The sequence below is a fragment of the Streptomyces sp. NPDC059009 genome (assembly GCF_042740175.1).
GTDB lineage: Bacteria > Actinomycetota > Actinomycetes > Streptomycetales > Streptomycetaceae > Streptomyces.
In genome coordinates, this window is sequence record NZ_JBHYJB010000017.1 from 78,338 (window position 1) to 93,466 (window position 15,129).

A 15,129-nucleotide genomic window follows, 5' to 3' on the forward strand; every position below is an offset into this window, starting at 1 on the left:
AAGCCCCCGGCCCCGGGCCGCGCCTAGCGTGACGGACATGAACCTCAACCTGAACGCGAGCTTCCTGCCGCACACCGACCCGGACGCCTCTCTGGCCTTCTATCGCGACGTCCTCGGCTTCGAGGTCCGCAAGGACGTCGGCTCCGACAGCATGCGGTGGATCACCGTCGGACCGGCCGACCGGCCGGACACCTCCCTGGTCCTCGAGCCCCCCGCCGTCGACCCCGGCATCACGCCGGAGGAGCGCCGCACCGTCGTCGAGATGATGGCCAAGGGCACCTACGCCCGCGTCCTGCTGGCCACCGACGACCTCGACGCCACCTTCGCGCGGCTGCGCGCCGCGGGCGCCGAGATCGTCCAGGAGCCCGGGGAGCAGGCGTGGGGAGTCCGCGGCGGCGCCCTGCGTGATCCCGCGGGCAACCTGCTGCGCATCGAAGAGGTCGCAGGAGCGGCCCCCGACGTACGCTGACCACGCCATAAGCGGAGCAAGACGGCTTTTGCCCGAGAGATGGAGACACGATGAGCAGGGCCAAGAAGGCGGACCCGCGGGCGTCCGGGGCCGAGGTGCACGTGGCCGACAGCCACGAGCTGATCCGCGTGCACGGCGCGCGCGAGAACAACCTCAAGGACGTCAGCGTCGAGATCCCCAAGCGGCGCCTCACCGTGTTCACCGGCGTCTCCGGCTCGGGCAAGAGCTCGCTGGTGTTCGACACCATCGCGGCCGAGTCACAGCGGCTGATCAACGAGACGTACAGCGCCTTCGTGCAGGGCTTCATGCCGAACAGGGCACGGCCCGAGGTCGACGTCCTCGACGGTCTGACCACCGCGATCAGCGTCGACCAGCAGCGGATGGGCGCCGACCCGCGCTCCACGGTCGGCACCGCCACCGACGCCAACGCGATGCTGCGGATCCTCTTCAGCCGCCTCGGCAAGCCCTACGTCGGCCCGCCCGGGGCGTTCGCCTTCAACGTGCCCTCGGTCTCCGCGTCCGGTGCGATCTCGGTGGGCGGCGGCAAGAAGGAGAAGGTCACCTTCAACAAGGTCGGCGGCATGTGTCAGCGCTGCGAGGGCCGCGGCACGGTCTCCGACCTCGACCTGACCCAGCTCTACGACGCCACCAAGTCGATCAACGAGGGCGCCTTCACCATCCCCGGCTACACCGGCGGCGGCTGGAACACCCGCCTGTACGCGGAGTCCGGCTTCTTCGACCCGGACAAGCCGATCGCCAAGTTCACCAAGAAGGAACTGCAGGACCTCCTGCACCGCGAGCCGACCCGGATGAAGATCGCGGGCATCAACATGACCTACGAGGGTCTGGTCCCGCGGATCCAGAAGTCGATGCTCGCCAAGGACAAGGAGGCGATGCAGTCGCACATCCGGGCCTTCGTGGAGCGCGCGGTCACCTTCACCTCCTGCCCGGACTGCGACGGCACGCGGCTCGCCGAGCACGCCCGCACCTCGAAGATCAAGAAGATCTCGATCGCGGACGCGTGCGCCATGGAGATCAGGGACCTGGCGGACTGGGTGCGGGGCCTGAAGGAGCCCTCGGTCGCCCCGCTGCTGACGTCCCTCCAGCAGACCCTGGACTCCTTCGTGGAGATCGGCCTCGGCTACCTCTCCCTGGACCGGCCCGCGGGCACGCTGTCCGGCGGCGAGGCACAGCGCGTGAAGATGATCCGCCACCTCGGCTCCTCGCTCACCGACGTCACGTACGTCTTCGACGAGCCGACGGCCGGGCTGCACCCGCACGACATCCAGCGCATGAACGACCTGCTGCTGCGCCTGCGCGACAAGGGCAACACGGTGCTCGTGGTGGAGCACAAGCCGGAGGTCATCGAGATCGCCGACCACGTCGTGGACCTCGGCCCCGGCGCGGGCACGGCGGGCGGCACGGTCTGCTTCGAGGGTTCGGTCGACGGGCTGCGCGCCAGCGACACGGTCACCGGGCGCCACCTCGACGACCGTGCCTCGCTCAAGAAGTCGGTGCGCGAGCCGGACGGCGCCCTTCAGGTCCGGGGCGCCTCGGCCAACAACCTCCAGGACGTCGACGTCGACATCCCGCTCGGCGTGCTCACCGTGATCACCGGCGTCGCGGGCTCCGGCAAGAGCTCCCTGGTGCACGGCTCGGTCCCGGACGAACTCGGCGTCATCTCGGTCGACCAGAGCCCGATCCGCGGCTCGCGGCGCAGCAACCCGGCGACGTACACGGGTCTGCTCGACCCGATCCGCAAGGCGTTCGCCAAGGCCAACGGCGTCAAGCCCGCCCTGTTCAGCGCCAACTCCGAGGGCGCGTGCCCCACCTGCAACGGCGCCGGCGTCATCTACACGGACCTGGCGATGATGGCCGGGGTGGCGAGCACCTGCGAGGACTGCGAGGGCAAGCGCTTCGACGCCTCGGTCCTCGACTACCACCTCGGCGGCCGCGACATCTCCGAGGTCCTCGCCATGCCGGTGGCGGAGGCGCTGGAGTACTTCGCCGAGGGCGAGGCGCGAACTCCCGCCGCCCACAAGATCCTTGAACGCCTGGCGGACGTCGGCCTCGGCTACCTCACCCTGGGCCAGCCCCTCACCACGCTCTCCGGCGGCGAACGCCAGCGCCTGAAGCTGGCCACGCACATGGCGGACAAGGGCGGCATCTACGTCCTGGACGAACCCACAACGGGCCTCCACCTGGCCGACGTCGAACAACTCCTCGGCCTCCTGGACCGCCTGGTCGACTCCGGCAAGTCGGTGATCGTCATCGAGCACCACCAGGCGGTCATGGCCCACGCCGACTGGATCATCGACCTCGGCCCCGGCGCGGGCCACGACGGCGGCCGCGTCGTCTACGAGGGCACACCCTCGGACCTGGCGTCGGCCCGCTCCACGGTCACGGGCGAACACCTCGCGGACTACGTCGGCGCCTGATCGGCCTACGGGAGACGCCTTCCCGTGGACCTACCGGCTACTACGGCAGCGCCTTCTCGACGGCGTCGACGAGCTCGCCGGCATCGGGCTCGGTCTGCGGCGAGAAGCGCGCGACGACGTCACCGCGGCCGTCCACGAGGAACTTCTCGAAGTTCCACCGGACATCCCCGGTGTGCCCCTCGGCGTCCGCCGTCTCGACGAGGCGGGCGTAGAGGGGATGCCGGGAGGCCCCGTTGACGTCGACCTTCTCCGTCATGGGGAAGGTCACGCCGTACGTGGCGGAACAGAACTCGGCGATCTCGTCGGCGGATCCGGGCTCCTGCCCCATGAACTGGTTGCAGGGGACACCGAGGACGGTGAAGCCGCGCGAGGCGTACGTCTCGTGGAGGCGCTCCAGTCCCTCGTACTGCGGCGTGAGTCCGCACTTGGAAGCGACGTTGACAATGAGGACGGCCTTGCCCTCGTACTGAGCGAGGTTCGCGGGGCCGCCCTGGAGGCTTTCGATCTCTACTGCGTCGTAAACAGACATGGCTCGGAGCCTACGCTTGCCCCCATGGATGTTGGGGCGGTGCTGCTCGCTGTGACGGGTGTGGCGGGCACGCTCGGGGGCGCGCTCCTCACGCAACGGGGCGCCGACCGGGCCAAGAGACGCGAGCTGGAGATGGCCCAGCGGATCCAGGAGGCCCGCGAGAACCGTGAGCTGCGGCGGCGCTGCTACTCCGAACTGCACCGTGACGCACGGCAGTTCGCCACGGCCCTGAGTCGTCATCTGTACGTGCTGCGGGACCGGAGCGCCGGGGAGGAGGACAGACGGGTCCTGGAAGACACGAAGAGCGCCTACCGTGACCGCTGGTCCGAGGCCCTGATGATCGCCCCTGATGCCGTGGTCGCTCCGGCTCGCGAGCTGAACGGCACTCTGACCCGTGTCCATGGACAGGTGAAACGCCTGGAACAGGGGAATCCGCGCCCAGGTGAGACCTTGCAGTCGGCTGCCGAGGCGCAGCATGGACTCTGGGCCCTGATCGGCGCGATGCGCGAGGCGATGCGCCGTGACCTGGGGATCTCGGGCGAGTCCGACGACGCGGCCGCTTCTCCGCGCGACGGCTCGGCCTTCATCAGGGACTTCGCGGAGCCGGATGACGACCTCGCCTCTTAGGCAGGGACGTCAGTCCAGCGGACGGTCGTCGCACGGGCCGGACGGCCGCCACCGGCGGTGTGAGCCGGTGCCGGTGGCGGCCGTTGCGCGACAGCACGTGGCTCCCTCGCGGTGTTGTCGCGCGTGGTCCCCTCGGCGCCGGGGCGTGCGGGAGTGCGTCCCGGCTTGGAACAGGCCGAAGGGGGGCCGGGCCAGGGGCGGCGCCGGGCGGGCGTGCGGGAACGTGGTGGCGGACGTCGGTCCCCTGGACGGGCGTCGGAAGAAGGTGTCCCGTGACGGCGGTACCTCTGTGTGGGAGACAGGGTGAAGGGCGCGTCCGGGGTCCGGGGACCGGGGTGACCGGCCGCCGCTGTGCGGCCGGTTTTCACAGTGAAGACTAAGCCGCGCGGGGTGCGCGAGGGTATACAGACGCGGCACCAAACTGGGTGCGCCAATTCCTGTGGTGTGCGCACGCGTTGGGCGGACGTGGTGTGGTGTGGTCGTGCGTGCTACGGGGGTGGGGGCTGTGTGCGGTGGAGGCGGCCCGTGGCGATCAGTTCGACGGTGATCGCGACCGCCAACGCCTGCACCGCCATCAGCGCGATCAGCACGAAGAGCTGCACCGCCCCGGCGAGTACGGGCGACGCGCCGCCCAGGAGCATGCCGACGAAGGCGCCGGGGAGGGTGACCAGACCTACGGTGCGGGTCTGGTCGAGGCCGGGGAGGAGGGCGTCGGACGCGGCCGGGCGGACCACCTCCACGCGCGCGTCGTGGTCGGTGAGGCCGAGGGCCAGGCCCGCCTCGAACTCGCCCCAGCGGGAGTGGAGTTCGTCGAGGGCGCGGCGCCCGCCGAGCACCGTCGCGGTCAGGGCGCCGCCGATGAGGATGCCCGTTACGGGGATGAGTGCGATGCCTCGGAGGGGGAGGAGGCCGGCGAGGATCAGGGACGCGATCACCGGGACGACCGGGGCCGTGATCGGCATCGCCGCCCACCACCATGTCCCGTTCGGGGTGATGCGGCGGCCCGCCGTGCGCGTCGCGACCGCGAGCATGAGGAGGAGGAAGCCGAACAGGGCCGACGTGTGGTGGACCACCCAGCCGATCAGGAGGGACACGGCCGCCAGCTGCGCCGCCGCCCGTACCCCTGCCGTGACGATCTCGCGGGCCCGGTGGCGTGAGCCGTCGGGGGAGAGGCGGAACAGCGCGGCCGTCGTCGCGGCGATGAGCAGGAGGACGAGGAGGGCGGCCGCGAGGGTGCCGTTGACCGGGAGAAGGGCCTGGGCGGCTTGATCACGCACAGGGCCACCCTAGAGAGTGCGCGGGGCCGTCGGGGAGTTCCGGCGGCGGTGGCGACGGGGCGTGTGCGATCTGTGAGGATGAGGACGCAGAAGCGCAGGTGAAAGCGCGGAACCAGGAAGACGCAGAGAAAGAGGGGCTGGTCGTCGTGGCGCAGCAAGTTCAGGGCGTGATCGCACGGGCCAAGGGCGAGCCGGTGCGGATCGAGACGATCACCGTGCCGGATCCCGGGCCGGGCGAGGCCGTGGTGCGGATCCAGGCGTGCGGGGTCTGTCACACCGACCTGCACTACCGGGAGGGCGGGATCAACGATGACTTCCCGTTCCTGCTCGGGCATGAGGCGGCGGGGGTCGTGGAGTCGGTGGGGGAGGGGGTGAGCGAGGTCGCTCCCGGAGACTTCGTGATCCTCAACTGGCGTGCGGTGTGCGGCCAGTGCCGCGCCTGTCTGCGCGGCCGCCCCCAGTACTGCTTCAACACCCACAACGCGAAGCAGAAGATGACGCTCGCCGACGGCACCGAGCTCTCGCCCGCCCTCGGCATCGGTGCCTTCGCGGAGAAGACCCTCGTCGCGGCGGGGCAGTGCACGAAGGTCGACCCGGCCGCCTCCCCGGCCGCCGCCGGGCTGCTCGGCTGCGGTGTCATGGCGGGCCTCGGCGCCGCCATCAACACCGGCGAGGTCGGCCGTGGTGACACGGTCGCCGTCATCGGCTGCGGCGGCGTCGGCAACGCGGCCGTCGTCGGCGCGCGCCTCGCCGGGGCCGCGAAGGTCATCGCCGTGGACATCGACGAGAAGAAGCTGGAGACGGCGCGCGGCCTCGGGGCCACCCACGTCGTCAACTCCCGCGAGAGCGACGCCGTCGAGGCCGTGCGCGAGCTGACCGGCGGCTTCGGCGCCGACGTCGTCATCGAGGCGGTCGGCCGCCCGGAGACGTATGAACAAGCCTTCTACGCCCGGGACTTGGCGGGCACCGTCGTCCTGGTCGGCGTGCCCACCCCGGAGATGCGGCTCGACCTGCCGCTCCTCGACGTCTTCGGCCGCGGCGGCGCCCTGAAGTCCTCCTGGTACGGGGACTGCCTGCCCTCGCGGGACTTCCCGATGCTCATCGACCTCTACCGCCAGGGGCGGCTCGACCTGGACGCGTTCGTCACCGAGACGATCCCGCTCGGCGACGTGGAGAAGGCGTTCGAGCGGATGCACCACGGCGACGTGCTGCGTTCGGTGGTGGTCTTCTGATGGCGGCCGCGCGCATCGAACACCTCGTCACCAAGGGCACGTTCTCGCTCGACGGCGGCACCTGGGACGTCGACAACAACGTCTGGATCGTGGGCGACGACAGCGAGGCCGTCGTCATCGACGCCGCGCACGACGCGGACGCCATCGCCGCGGCGGTCGGCGACCGGCGCCTCGTCGCGATCGTGTGCACCCACGCCCATGACGACCACATCGACGCCGCCCCCGCCCTCGCCGCCCGCACCGGCGCGCCCGTGCTGCTGCACCCCGACGACCTGGAGCTGTGGCGGCGCACCCACCCCGACCGGGCCCCGGACGGGGAGCTCGCCGACGGTCAGCGACTGACCGTCGCCGGGGCCGGGTTGACGGTCCTGCACACCCCGGGGCACTGCCGGGGCGCGGTCAGCCTGTACGCGCCGGAACTCGGCACCGTCTTCACCGGGGACACGCTCTTCGCGGGCGGGCCCGGCGCCACCGGGCGGACGTTCAGCGACTTCCCGACCATCATCGACTCCATCCGGGACCGGCTCCTGGCCCTGCCGCCCGAGACGGAGGTGCGCACCGGTCACGGTGACAGCACGACGATCGGCGCCGAGGCACCGCACTTGGAGGAGTGGATCGCGCGGGGGCACTGACCTCCGTACGTACGTGATCACGCATGTCATCGCGTACGTCACCACGTCCGTCTTCCGTACGTCATCGGCAAGGCCCCGCGCGACATTTCGCGCGGGGCCTTCGTCGTGCGCGCGGCGGCGCTCCGGCCGAGAGGCGCAGCGGCGACGTGGCCGGGAGGCGTGCTGGCGGCGACCGGCGATCTCCGTTAAGTTAGGCAAGGCTTACCTAATGGAGGTTGAGGATGGCTGTCCGCCCCACCAGCACCACGACGACCGAACCCACGGCAGCCGAGCGCGCCCGCTCCGTGCTCGCCACCGCCTGGTCCTGCTCGGTCACCACGGAGTACGGAAAGGACGAACTCGTCGGCGCGCACAGCGTCACCGCCGAGGGCACGCTGCGTCTGCACGCCCCGCAGGACAGCGCGCTCTCTGCCGCCGTCCTGTGCGCGCCGCGCGGCGAGCCGTCCACCCTCCTGGAGTTCGCCGACGTCGCGCCCGTGCCGGTGCGCGAGCGGGTCCGGGCACGCCTGTGGCTCTCCGGCGAACTCGTCCCGGACGGCGACTGCTTCCTCCTCAAGCCGGTGCGCGCCGTGCTCCACGAGACCGCGTCGGGGCGCGAGGGCATCGACCTCGTGCAGCTCGCCCTCGCCACCCCCGACCCGCTCGCCGAGGCCGAGTCGCGGCTGCTCACCCACCTCGCCGACGCCCACGCCGACGCGGTCGAGCAGCTCACCCGGCTCATCACTCCCGAGAGCCTCCAGGGCGTCGTCCGCGTCCGCCCTCTCGCCGTCGACCGTTTCGGGCTCACGCTCCGTCTGGAACGCGCGCGGAGCCAGGCCGATGTGCGCCTGCCCTTCCATGTCCCCGTCGAGGACGTCGCCGAGGTCACCGACCGCATGCACGTCCTGCTCAGCGCGGCCTCCTCCCGGCGCCGCCCCGTCCTGCGGGCCACCCCACCCGAGGCGTGAGCCGTCCCACCCGGCGCCTGAGCCGTCCCGGGCGCCAGGCATGATGGTGCGTCATGAGCGAGCATGTGGAACCCGTCCAGGCCCTGATCGTCGTCGACATGCAGTCCGCCTTCGTCTCCGGCGCCACCGCGGTGCCGGACGCGGAGCGCGTGCTCGACCGGGTGCGGGGCCTCGTCGCCGCCGCGCGCGAGGGCGGCGCGCTCGTCGTCCAGCTGCAGAACGACGGAGCGGCCGGGACCGACGACGAGACGGGCACGCCCGGCTGGGAGCTGCATCTGCCCGTCGACGAGAGCCGGGGCGAGGCCGTGCTCCGCAAGACCGTCGACGACGGCTTCGAGGAGACCGACCTGGCCGAGCGCCTCGACAAGGCGGGCGTGAAGTCCCTTGCCGTGTGCGGAGTGATGTCGGAGATGTGCGTCCTGGCCACCGCGCGCACCGCCCTCGAACTCGACTACCGCGTGGTGCTGCCGCACGACGGCCACGCGACGCAGGACATCCCGGCCGCCGAGGACATCAGTGACGTCGTGCCCGCCGCACAGGTGTCCCGCGTCGCCGAATGGGCCCTCGGCGACGAGGTCGAGGTCGTCCCCTTCGCCCGCGACGTCACGTTCACGGTGCCGCCCGGAAGCTGACCCGGCGACGGCGGTGGGTGCGCTACAGCGGCAGCGCGCACACCGCCATCGGCGCCGCGAACGGCTCGCCCGCGAGCCGCAGTTCACCGTTCTTCCCGTCGACCTTGAAGACGCTCACCGAACCCGACTTCTGGTTGGCCGCGAACAGCAGCCGGCCCGAGGGGGACAGCGCGATGTGGCGCGGGAAGTCGCCCTCCACCGGCACCGTGTCCAGCAGCCGCAGCCGTGCCCCGTCCTCCTCGACGGCGTACCGGGTGAGGCTGTTGTGGCCCCGGTTGGCGAGATAGGCGAAGGCGCCGTCGCGCGTCACCACGAACTGGGCGGGGTAGCTGGTGCCCGCGCCCGTCCCGGTGGACTGCGGCTCGCCCGGCGTGAGGCGGCCGCTCTTCGCGTCGTACGCGCAGACCACGGCCGTGTTGTCCACCTCGTTGGCCAGATACGCGAACCGCCCCGCGGGGTGGAAGGTGAGATGCCGCGGGCCCGCGCCCGGCTTCACTCTCGCGTCCGAGACCCGGCTCAGCTTTCCCGCCTTCTCGTCGAGGCGGTATGTGTACACGGTGTCGTTGCCCAGGTCGACGGCGAGCAGATGGCGGCCGTCGGGAGCGGTGCTGAACTGGTGAGCGTGCGGCCCGTCCTGACCCGGGCCGGGCGGCGGGCTCGTGTGCGCGACGAGGTCGGTGCGCTCGCCGAGGCCGCCGGACGGCTCGACGGGGTGGACGCTCACGCTCCCCGACCCGTAGTTGGCGCTCAGCAGCCAGCGCCCGCCCGGGTGCACGGACAGATGGCAGGGGCCCGCGCCGCCCGTGTCGCGCGTCCCGAGCACACAGTGCGCGCCGTCGGGGGAGAGCGCGACGGCACTCACGCCACCCTGCTCGCGCTCGTCCACGGCGTACAGGGTCCGGCCGTTGGGATGCAGCGCGAGATACGAGGGGTCGGGCACGCCCAGAATGGTGCCGCTGCCGGTGATGCGGCCGCTCTCCTCGTCGTACGTGGCGATGCCGATGCCCGGGCCGCCGCCCTGCTGCGAGGTGTAGGTGCCCAGATAGAGGGGGCGTTGGCGGCGCGGGCGGCGGGCGGGCGATGCCGCCGAGGCGAGGGGCTCCGGCATGGCCGACACGGCGGCGGCCGTGGTGGCGGCGCCCGCGAGCACGCCGATGAAGCGCCGCCTGTTCCAGCCGCTCGTCTCGGGTCGTGCCGCGCCGCTGCTCATGTCTGCCCCTCCGGGTGAGCGATCAGTGGCAGCCACAGTGCAGGGCCGGGCCCGGCAAGGCAAGAGCCACAACACTGGTTGCGTTCTGCGCAACGGTGCGCAGCGTCGAAGCAGGGGCGGAACCGCCACCGACCCCGCGGAGTCTGGGTGTTCATGCGTGTGACGATGATCCTTCCCGCTCTGACCGAGGCCACGAGCCCGCTGTTCAGGCCCGTGAAGTACTCGCTCTTCCCGCCGCTCGGCCTGGCGACCCTGGCCGGCTACCTCGACCCGGGCGACGAGGTGACGCTGTACGACGAGCATGTGGAGCGCCTCGACATCGCCGCGCTCGACACGCCGGACCTGCTGGTTCTCCAGCCGTACATCACCTCGGCGCGGCGCAGCTACGAGATAGCCGATCACTTCAGGGCCCGCGGCGCGCACGTCGCCATGGGCGGGCTGCACGTCACCTCGCTCCCGGAGGAGGCCGCGCACCATGCGGACACGATCTTCACCGGGCCCGGAGAGGACACCTGGCCGCTGTTCCTGAAGGACTTCCGCGACGGCCACGCCACCCGCCGCTACGACTCGACGCTCCGCACCCTCGCCGGACTGCCGCCGGTCCGCCGCGACCTGATCAAGCGCCACCTCTACCTGGTCCCCAACTCCCTGGTCGTCTCCCGTGGTTGTCCGCACCACTGCGACTTCTGCTACAAGGACGCCTTCTTCGAGGGCGGCAAGTCCTTCTACACCCAGGCCGTCGACGACGCCCTCGCGGAGATCGACCGGCTGCCCGGCCGCCACCTGTACTTCCTCGACGACCATCTGCTCGGCAACCGCCGCTTCGCCGAGGCGCTGTTCGCCGGGATGAAGGGGTCGGGGCGGATCTGGCAGGCGGCCGGGACCGTCAAGTCGGTCCTGGAGCCCGGGCTGTTGGAGCAGGCGGCCGCGGCGGGCCTGCGCAGCCTGTTCGTCGGTTTCGAGACGGTCAACGGCGCCAACCTCGCCGAGCGCAGGAAGAACCAGAACATCGGCAAGGACTACGCGGCCGCCGTGCGCCGCCTCCACGACCTCGGCGTCATGGTCAACGCCAGCTTCGTCTTCGGGCTCGACCAGGACGGCCCCGACGTCTTCGACCGCACCGTGGACTGGGCGGTGTCCCAGGGCATCGAAACGGCCACCTTCCACATCATGACGCCCTACCCCTCGACCGGTCTGTGGCGCCAGCTCGAAGCCGAGGGCCGCATCGTCCACCGCGACTGGGACCGCTACGACACCCGCCATGTCGTGTACCGCCCACGGGGCATGACGCCACGTCAGCTGGAGGACGGCTACTGGCGCGCCTACCGGGACTTCTACCGCTGGTCCAACATCTGGCGCGGCGCCTCGGCCCAGCCCGGCGGCCACGAACGGCTGCGGCACCTCGCCTACGCGGGCGGCTGGAAGAAGTTCGAGCCCGCCTGGGACGCGTTGATCCGCTCCCGCCGCGTGGTGCGGGCGCTGCCGGTGCTGGAGCGGACGCTCACCGCCTTCGGGGGCCGTTGACGCCCCGGCACGGGGGCGGCTGGTTTGTGACCACGCTCGGCGATCTCGTCGATACGGTGTGCGAGCCCGCAGCCGGGCGGCAGTTGACGCAGTGCAGTGACCCGAGGAGCTGTTGAGTGGACCAGAGCCTTGTGACCCGAATACGAACCGTCGTGGCCGTACTCGGCGTCGCCACCGCCGTCGCGGCGGCACCCGCCGCGTCCGCGTCGGCGTCGACCGGGGCGCCGCCGCACCCGCCGTGCACGGGCGAGTTCCAGGGCGACGCCCGCCTCGGCCCGAAGTGGCTGCCGAAGAAGGGGCAGCCGCCGGTCGGCCCGCTCCTGAAGGACTGGAAGCGCACCGGCAAGCTCGCGCCCTCGGACTTCCTCAAGAAGTACTGGGAGGGCCCCGCCGACAGCGGCACCTGGAAGTACCCGCCCAACGACGGCTTCGGCACGGTCGACGGCCACGTCGACAAGCACCCCGAGCAGCTCGAACCGGGCGAGGTCCTCGACCGCTTCGGCTCCGAGTACGGCTCCTACCTCGCCCCTGCCGGAGACCCGTACGCACGGCGCGCGCTCCCGCCGCAGAACCTCAACACCCGTGACGGCGCGCCCGCGTGCGACTACCGGGTCTACCAGGTGCGCAAGCCGTTCCACGTCTGGCAGGGCAGCATCGCCCCCTGGTTCGAGCAGCCCGGCGGCGGCCAGCAGATCAAGCTCGACCCGGTCTTCCTCGACCCGGGCGAGGGCCAGCGCCTCAACGTGAAGTGGCTGCTCGACCACGGCTACGTCCAGCAGGCCGCCCCGTAAGAGACGAGGAGGACGAGGAGGGCGAGGAGGCGGGGCCGGGGGGTGGCCGAAACGCGGCCCCGGCCCGCCATTCGCCGCCCGGCAGCGCTGTCATGACGATGCGTCACCTGTCATCCTCTGCGGGTCCAGGCCCCCGAGAGGAGCGCTCGCCATGCCAGAGCAGACCCCCCAGGCCCCGCCCGACACCGGCTCGTACCCCTTCCCGCCCGGCCCGCACGGCGGCTGCCCCGAGGCGTACACGCAGCGGCGCCGCGCCTGTCCGGTCAGCCCCGTCACCCTGCCGAGCGGCGACGAGGCGCTCCTCGCGACCCGGTACGACGACATCCGCGCCGTGCACTCGGGCGCGGCCTTCTCCCGCAATCTGCGCTACCCCGGCGCGCCCCGCATGGTCGCCGACGACACGGGCATCGGCGACGACCCGTACGCCATCATCAACATGGATCCGCCGGAGCACGCGCGGCTGCGGCGCATCGTGCAGGGCGCGTTCACACCACGGCGGGCCGAGTCCTGGCGCGCGGAGATCCGGGACGTCGCCGACCGGCTGCTCACCGGGATGATCGCCGCGGGCGCCCCGGCCGACCTGGTCCCCGCCTTCGCCTTCCCGCTCCCCGTCGAGGTCATCTGCCGCCTCCTCGGGGTGCCCGCACGCGACAGCGCACGCTTCCGGGGCTGGTCGGACACGCTGCTCTCGCTGACTCCGGCGGACGGGGCGGCGCGGGGCCGGGCCGCGGCCGACTTCGGCGCGTACGTCGACGGGCTCGTCGCCGACCACCGGCGCACGCCCGGCACCGACCTCATCGACGACCTCATCGACGCGCGCGACGAGGGCGACCGGCTCAGCGAGGAGGAACTGGGCAGGCTGGTACGGGGGTTGATCGTCGCGGGCCACGAGACCACCGCCAACATCATCGGCCGCGGCGTCCTCGCGCTCCTGCGCCACCCCGACCAGCTCGCCGAGCTGCGCGCCGACCCGTCGCTCCTGCCGGGCGCGACGGAGGAGATCCTGCGCACCGAAATCCCCGGCCACGGCGCCCTGTTGAGGGTGGCGACCCAGGGCGTCGCGCTGCCGTCCGGTGCGACGGTCGGGCGCGGCGAGGCGGTGCTCGCCCCGATGGTGGCCGCCAACCACGACCCCGACCGCTTCCCTCGGCCGGACGCCTTCGACATCCGGCGCGCCGACAACAGACACCTGGCGTTCGGCTTCGGCCCGCACTTCTGCCTGGGCGCCCACCTCGCGCGCGTGGAGCTCCAAGTCGCCCTGGAAGCCGTGGTCCAGCGCCTCCCGGGCCTCGCCCTCGCGGTCCCGGCCGCCGAGCTGAACTGGAGCTCGGGGAGCCGGGTGTGCGGGCTCGAGCGGCTGCCGGTGACGTGGTGAGGGGGAGCGGCCGTTCGTGACGCCCCGCGTCCGGCCCGGCCGCTCCGGGATCAGAAGGTGATCTCCAGCCCGATGACGGGGTGCCGGGAGTGGCGGCGGGTGAGCGCCGAGTACCAGTCGCCGAGCCGGGCCAGCACGTACTTGCGGCGGAGCAGGGCGCCCGCCTTCTTCGTCTCCTCGGCGTCCAGCAGCCGGCCGGTCCCCGTGGCCCGGGCGGCGTCGGGGGCGATGCGGCCGCGCACGGTGCAGACGGTGACTTCGGCGCGGGGGTCGCGGCGCAGCCGCTTCACCTTCCAGGCGTCGGCCGCGCTGCGGACGTACAGCCGGTCGCCGTCCATCGCGTGCCAGACGGGCGTGGCCACGGCGGTGCCGTCCCTGCGGTACGTGGTGAGGCTGACATAGCGGGCGCGCTGGAACGCGGCCAGGGTGCTGGGCTGCAGTGAGGTCACCCGCCGGACGGTACCCCGCGGGGCGCGGCCCGTGCGGGGCGGCTCCGGACTCCCGAGGCCGCCCGGTGCGGCGGGCGGGCCGTCACCCGGTGACCTCGGCGAGCACCGCGCCGATCACGTGCCGGGCGTTGCCCGCCATCGCCGGGTTCGACTCGCGGTAGTGCGGCAGCGCGATCAGCGCCTGCGACAGGGTCCGTGCGCGGCCGCGCCGCCACGTCGCCTCGTCCACGTCGAGCGCCGCGCGGAAGACCTCGCGCGCGTCGGGCGGCAGCAGGTTCCACGCCGGGAACAGGTCGCACGCCGGGTCGCCCACGCCCAGGCAGCCGAAGTCGATCACCGCGGTGAGCCGTCCCGCGCCGTCCACCAGGAGGTTGCCCGGCATCACATCGGCGTGCAGCCACACCGGCGGCCCGTCCCAGGCGGGGGCGCGCAGCCCGTCCTCCCAGACGGCGGTCACCGCGTCGCAGTCGACGCCCTCCTGAGGGAGCGCGCGCAGCTGCTCGATCGCCGCCCGGGTCCCCGTGTCGAGCGTGGTGAGGGGGCCGCCCCGGTGGGCGTCGGGCGCGTCCGGCAGCGTGACGGCCCGCATCGCCGCCACGAACTCGGCCAAGTCCTTCGCCAGCAGCGCGGGTTCGGCCAGGGCGCCCGCCTCGGGGTTGGCGCCCGGCTGCCACCGCTGCACCGCCCACGGCCACGGAAAGCCCTCGGCCGGCCGGCCCGTCCCGAGCACCTCGGGGACGGCGGCCGGCAGGAGCGGGGCGAGGCGGGGCAGCCACTCCTGCTCCGTCGACACGTCACCGGCCCCGCCCGCGGTGAGCGGCAGCCGTACGGCCAGGTCCTCGCCGAGCCGGTACATGGCGTTGACGGTGCCGCCCGAAGGGAACCGCCGCACCGGGCGGTCCGCCCACCGCGGGAACTGCCCGGCGACGAGCCGCCGCACCAGGCCGTCGTCGATGGGGTGCTGGTCCGGACGCGTCTGCGGTGGGGTCATGAGGTG

At 72.4% G+C, this 15,129-nt stretch carries 15 protein-coding genes; 10 read left to right on the forward strand and 5 right to left on the reverse strand.

Translation table 11 applies throughout. The annotated features are described in order from the left end of the window. Nucleotides 1–37 precede the first annotated feature (37 nt). Together ACFWYM_RS18800 and ACFWYM_RS18805 are read left to right on the forward strand one after the other, a co-directional pair. Nucleotides 38–469, forward strand: coding sequence for a VOC family protein (locus tag ACFWYM_RS18800; protein WP_384837804.1), 432 nt, complete (start codon nt 38–40; stop codon nt 467–469). 50 nt (nt 470–519) lie between these two features. Further along, nucleotides 520–2,907 carry an ATP-binding cassette domain-containing protein gene (locus ACFWYM_RS18805; RefSeq protein WP_384837807.1) on the forward strand — a complete coding sequence of 796 codons (2,388 nt, stop codon included), beginning with the start codon at nt 520–522 and terminating at the stop codon, nt 2,905–2,907. A gap of 40 nt (nt 2,908–2,947) precedes the next feature. Here the strand turns inward: ACFWYM_RS18805 and ACFWYM_RS18810 are convergent, their stop codons facing one another. After that, entirely contained in the window at nt 2,948–3,436 is a 489-nt protein-coding gene (locus tag ACFWYM_RS18810) for a glutathione peroxidase (protein WP_384837810.1), read from the reverse strand. 24 nt (nt 3,437–3,460) lie between these two features. Here ACFWYM_RS18810 and ACFWYM_RS18815 point away from each other — a divergent pair, with 24 nt between their 5' ends. Then, nucleotides 3,461–4,063 carry a hypothetical protein gene (locus tag ACFWYM_RS18815; protein WP_384837813.1) on the forward strand — a complete coding sequence of 201 codons (603 nt, stop codon included), beginning with the start codon at nt 3,461–3,463 and terminating at the stop codon, nt 4,061–4,063. A gap of 488 nt (nt 4,064–4,551) precedes the next feature. Here ACFWYM_RS18815 and ACFWYM_RS18820 read toward each other — a convergent pair whose 3' ends face one another. Continuing rightward, the gene (locus ACFWYM_RS18820) at nt 4,552–5,340 is read right to left on the reverse strand and encodes an ABC transporter permease (RefSeq protein WP_384837816.1); all 789 of its coding nucleotides are present in this window, start codon (nt 5,338–5,340) and stop codon (nt 4,552–4,554) included. 146 nt (nt 5,341–5,486) lie between these two features. Here ACFWYM_RS18820 and ACFWYM_RS18825 point away from each other — a divergent pair, with 146 nt between their 5' ends. From ACFWYM_RS18825 to ACFWYM_RS18840, 4 genes are all read left to right on the forward strand, one after another. Then, complete coding sequence (locus ACFWYM_RS18825; protein WP_384837819.1) at nt 5,487–6,572, forward strand: S-(hydroxymethyl)mycothiol dehydrogenase; 1,086 nt, start codon at nt 5,487–5,489, stop codon at nt 6,570–6,572. After that, nucleotides 6,572–7,204 (forward strand): MBL fold metallo-hydrolase, encoded by a 633-nt coding sequence (locus tag ACFWYM_RS18830; RefSeq protein WP_384837822.1) that lies wholly within the window; start codon nt 6,572–6,574, stop codon nt 7,202–7,204. Before ACFWYM_RS18825 ends, ACFWYM_RS18830 begins: the two co-directional genes overlap by 1 nt. Nucleotides 7,205–7,425: 221 nt before the next feature. After that, on the forward strand, nt 7,426–8,151 hold the full coding sequence (locus ACFWYM_RS18835) for a DUF2470 domain-containing protein (RefSeq protein WP_384837825.1): 726 nt from the start codon (nt 7,426–7,428) through the stop codon (nt 8,149–8,151). 53 nt (nt 8,152–8,204) lie between these two features. Continuing rightward, on the forward strand, nt 8,205–8,783 hold the full coding sequence (locus ACFWYM_RS18840) for an isochorismatase family protein (protein WP_384837828.1): 579 nt from the start codon (nt 8,205–8,207) through the stop codon (nt 8,781–8,783). 22 nt (nt 8,784–8,805) lie between these two features. Here ACFWYM_RS18840 and ACFWYM_RS18845 read toward each other — a convergent pair whose 3' ends face one another. Next, the gene (locus ACFWYM_RS18845) at nt 8,806–9,993 is read right to left on the reverse strand and encodes a lactonase family protein (protein ID WP_384837831.1); all 1,188 of its coding nucleotides are present in this window, start codon (nt 9,991–9,993) and stop codon (nt 8,806–8,808) included. 153 nt (nt 9,994–10,146) lie between these two features. On the opposite strand from ACFWYM_RS18845, the gene ACFWYM_RS18850 reads away from it, so the two are divergent. The 3 genes from ACFWYM_RS18850 to ACFWYM_RS18860 all read left to right on the forward strand — a co-directional run bounded on the left by ACFWYM_RS18850 (nt 10,147) and on the right by ACFWYM_RS18860 (nt 13,683). Further along, complete coding sequence (locus tag ACFWYM_RS18850) at nt 10,147–11,517, forward strand: B12-binding domain-containing radical SAM protein (RefSeq protein ID WP_384837834.1); 1,371 nt, start codon at nt 10,147–10,149, stop codon at nt 11,515–11,517. Nucleotides 11,518–11,648: 131 nt separating this feature from the next. Further along, nucleotides 11,649–12,308: a TNT domain-containing protein gene (locus ACFWYM_RS18855; RefSeq protein WP_384838056.1), complete on the forward strand. Its 660-nt coding sequence runs from the start codon at nt 11,649–11,651 to the stop codon at nt 12,306–12,308. 151 nt (nt 12,309–12,459) lie between these two features. Beyond that, on the forward strand, nt 12,460–13,683 hold the full coding sequence (locus ACFWYM_RS18860; protein WP_384837837.1) for a cytochrome P450: 1,224 nt from the start codon (nt 12,460–12,462) through the stop codon (nt 13,681–13,683). Between the two features lie 50 nt (nt 13,684–13,733). Here ACFWYM_RS18860 and ACFWYM_RS18865 read toward each other — a convergent pair whose 3' ends face one another. After that, nucleotides 13,734–14,123, reverse strand: coding sequence for a PPOX class F420-dependent oxidoreductase (locus ACFWYM_RS18865; RefSeq protein ID WP_384838059.1), 390 nt, complete (start codon nt 14,121–14,123; stop codon nt 13,734–13,736). Between the two features lie 91 nt (nt 14,124–14,214). Continuing rightward, on the reverse strand, nt 14,215–15,123 hold the full coding sequence (locus ACFWYM_RS18870; protein ID WP_384837840.1) for an aminoglycoside phosphotransferase family protein: 909 nt from the start codon (nt 15,121–15,123) through the stop codon (nt 14,215–14,217). Between the last annotated feature and the right edge of the window lie 6 nt (nt 15,124–15,129).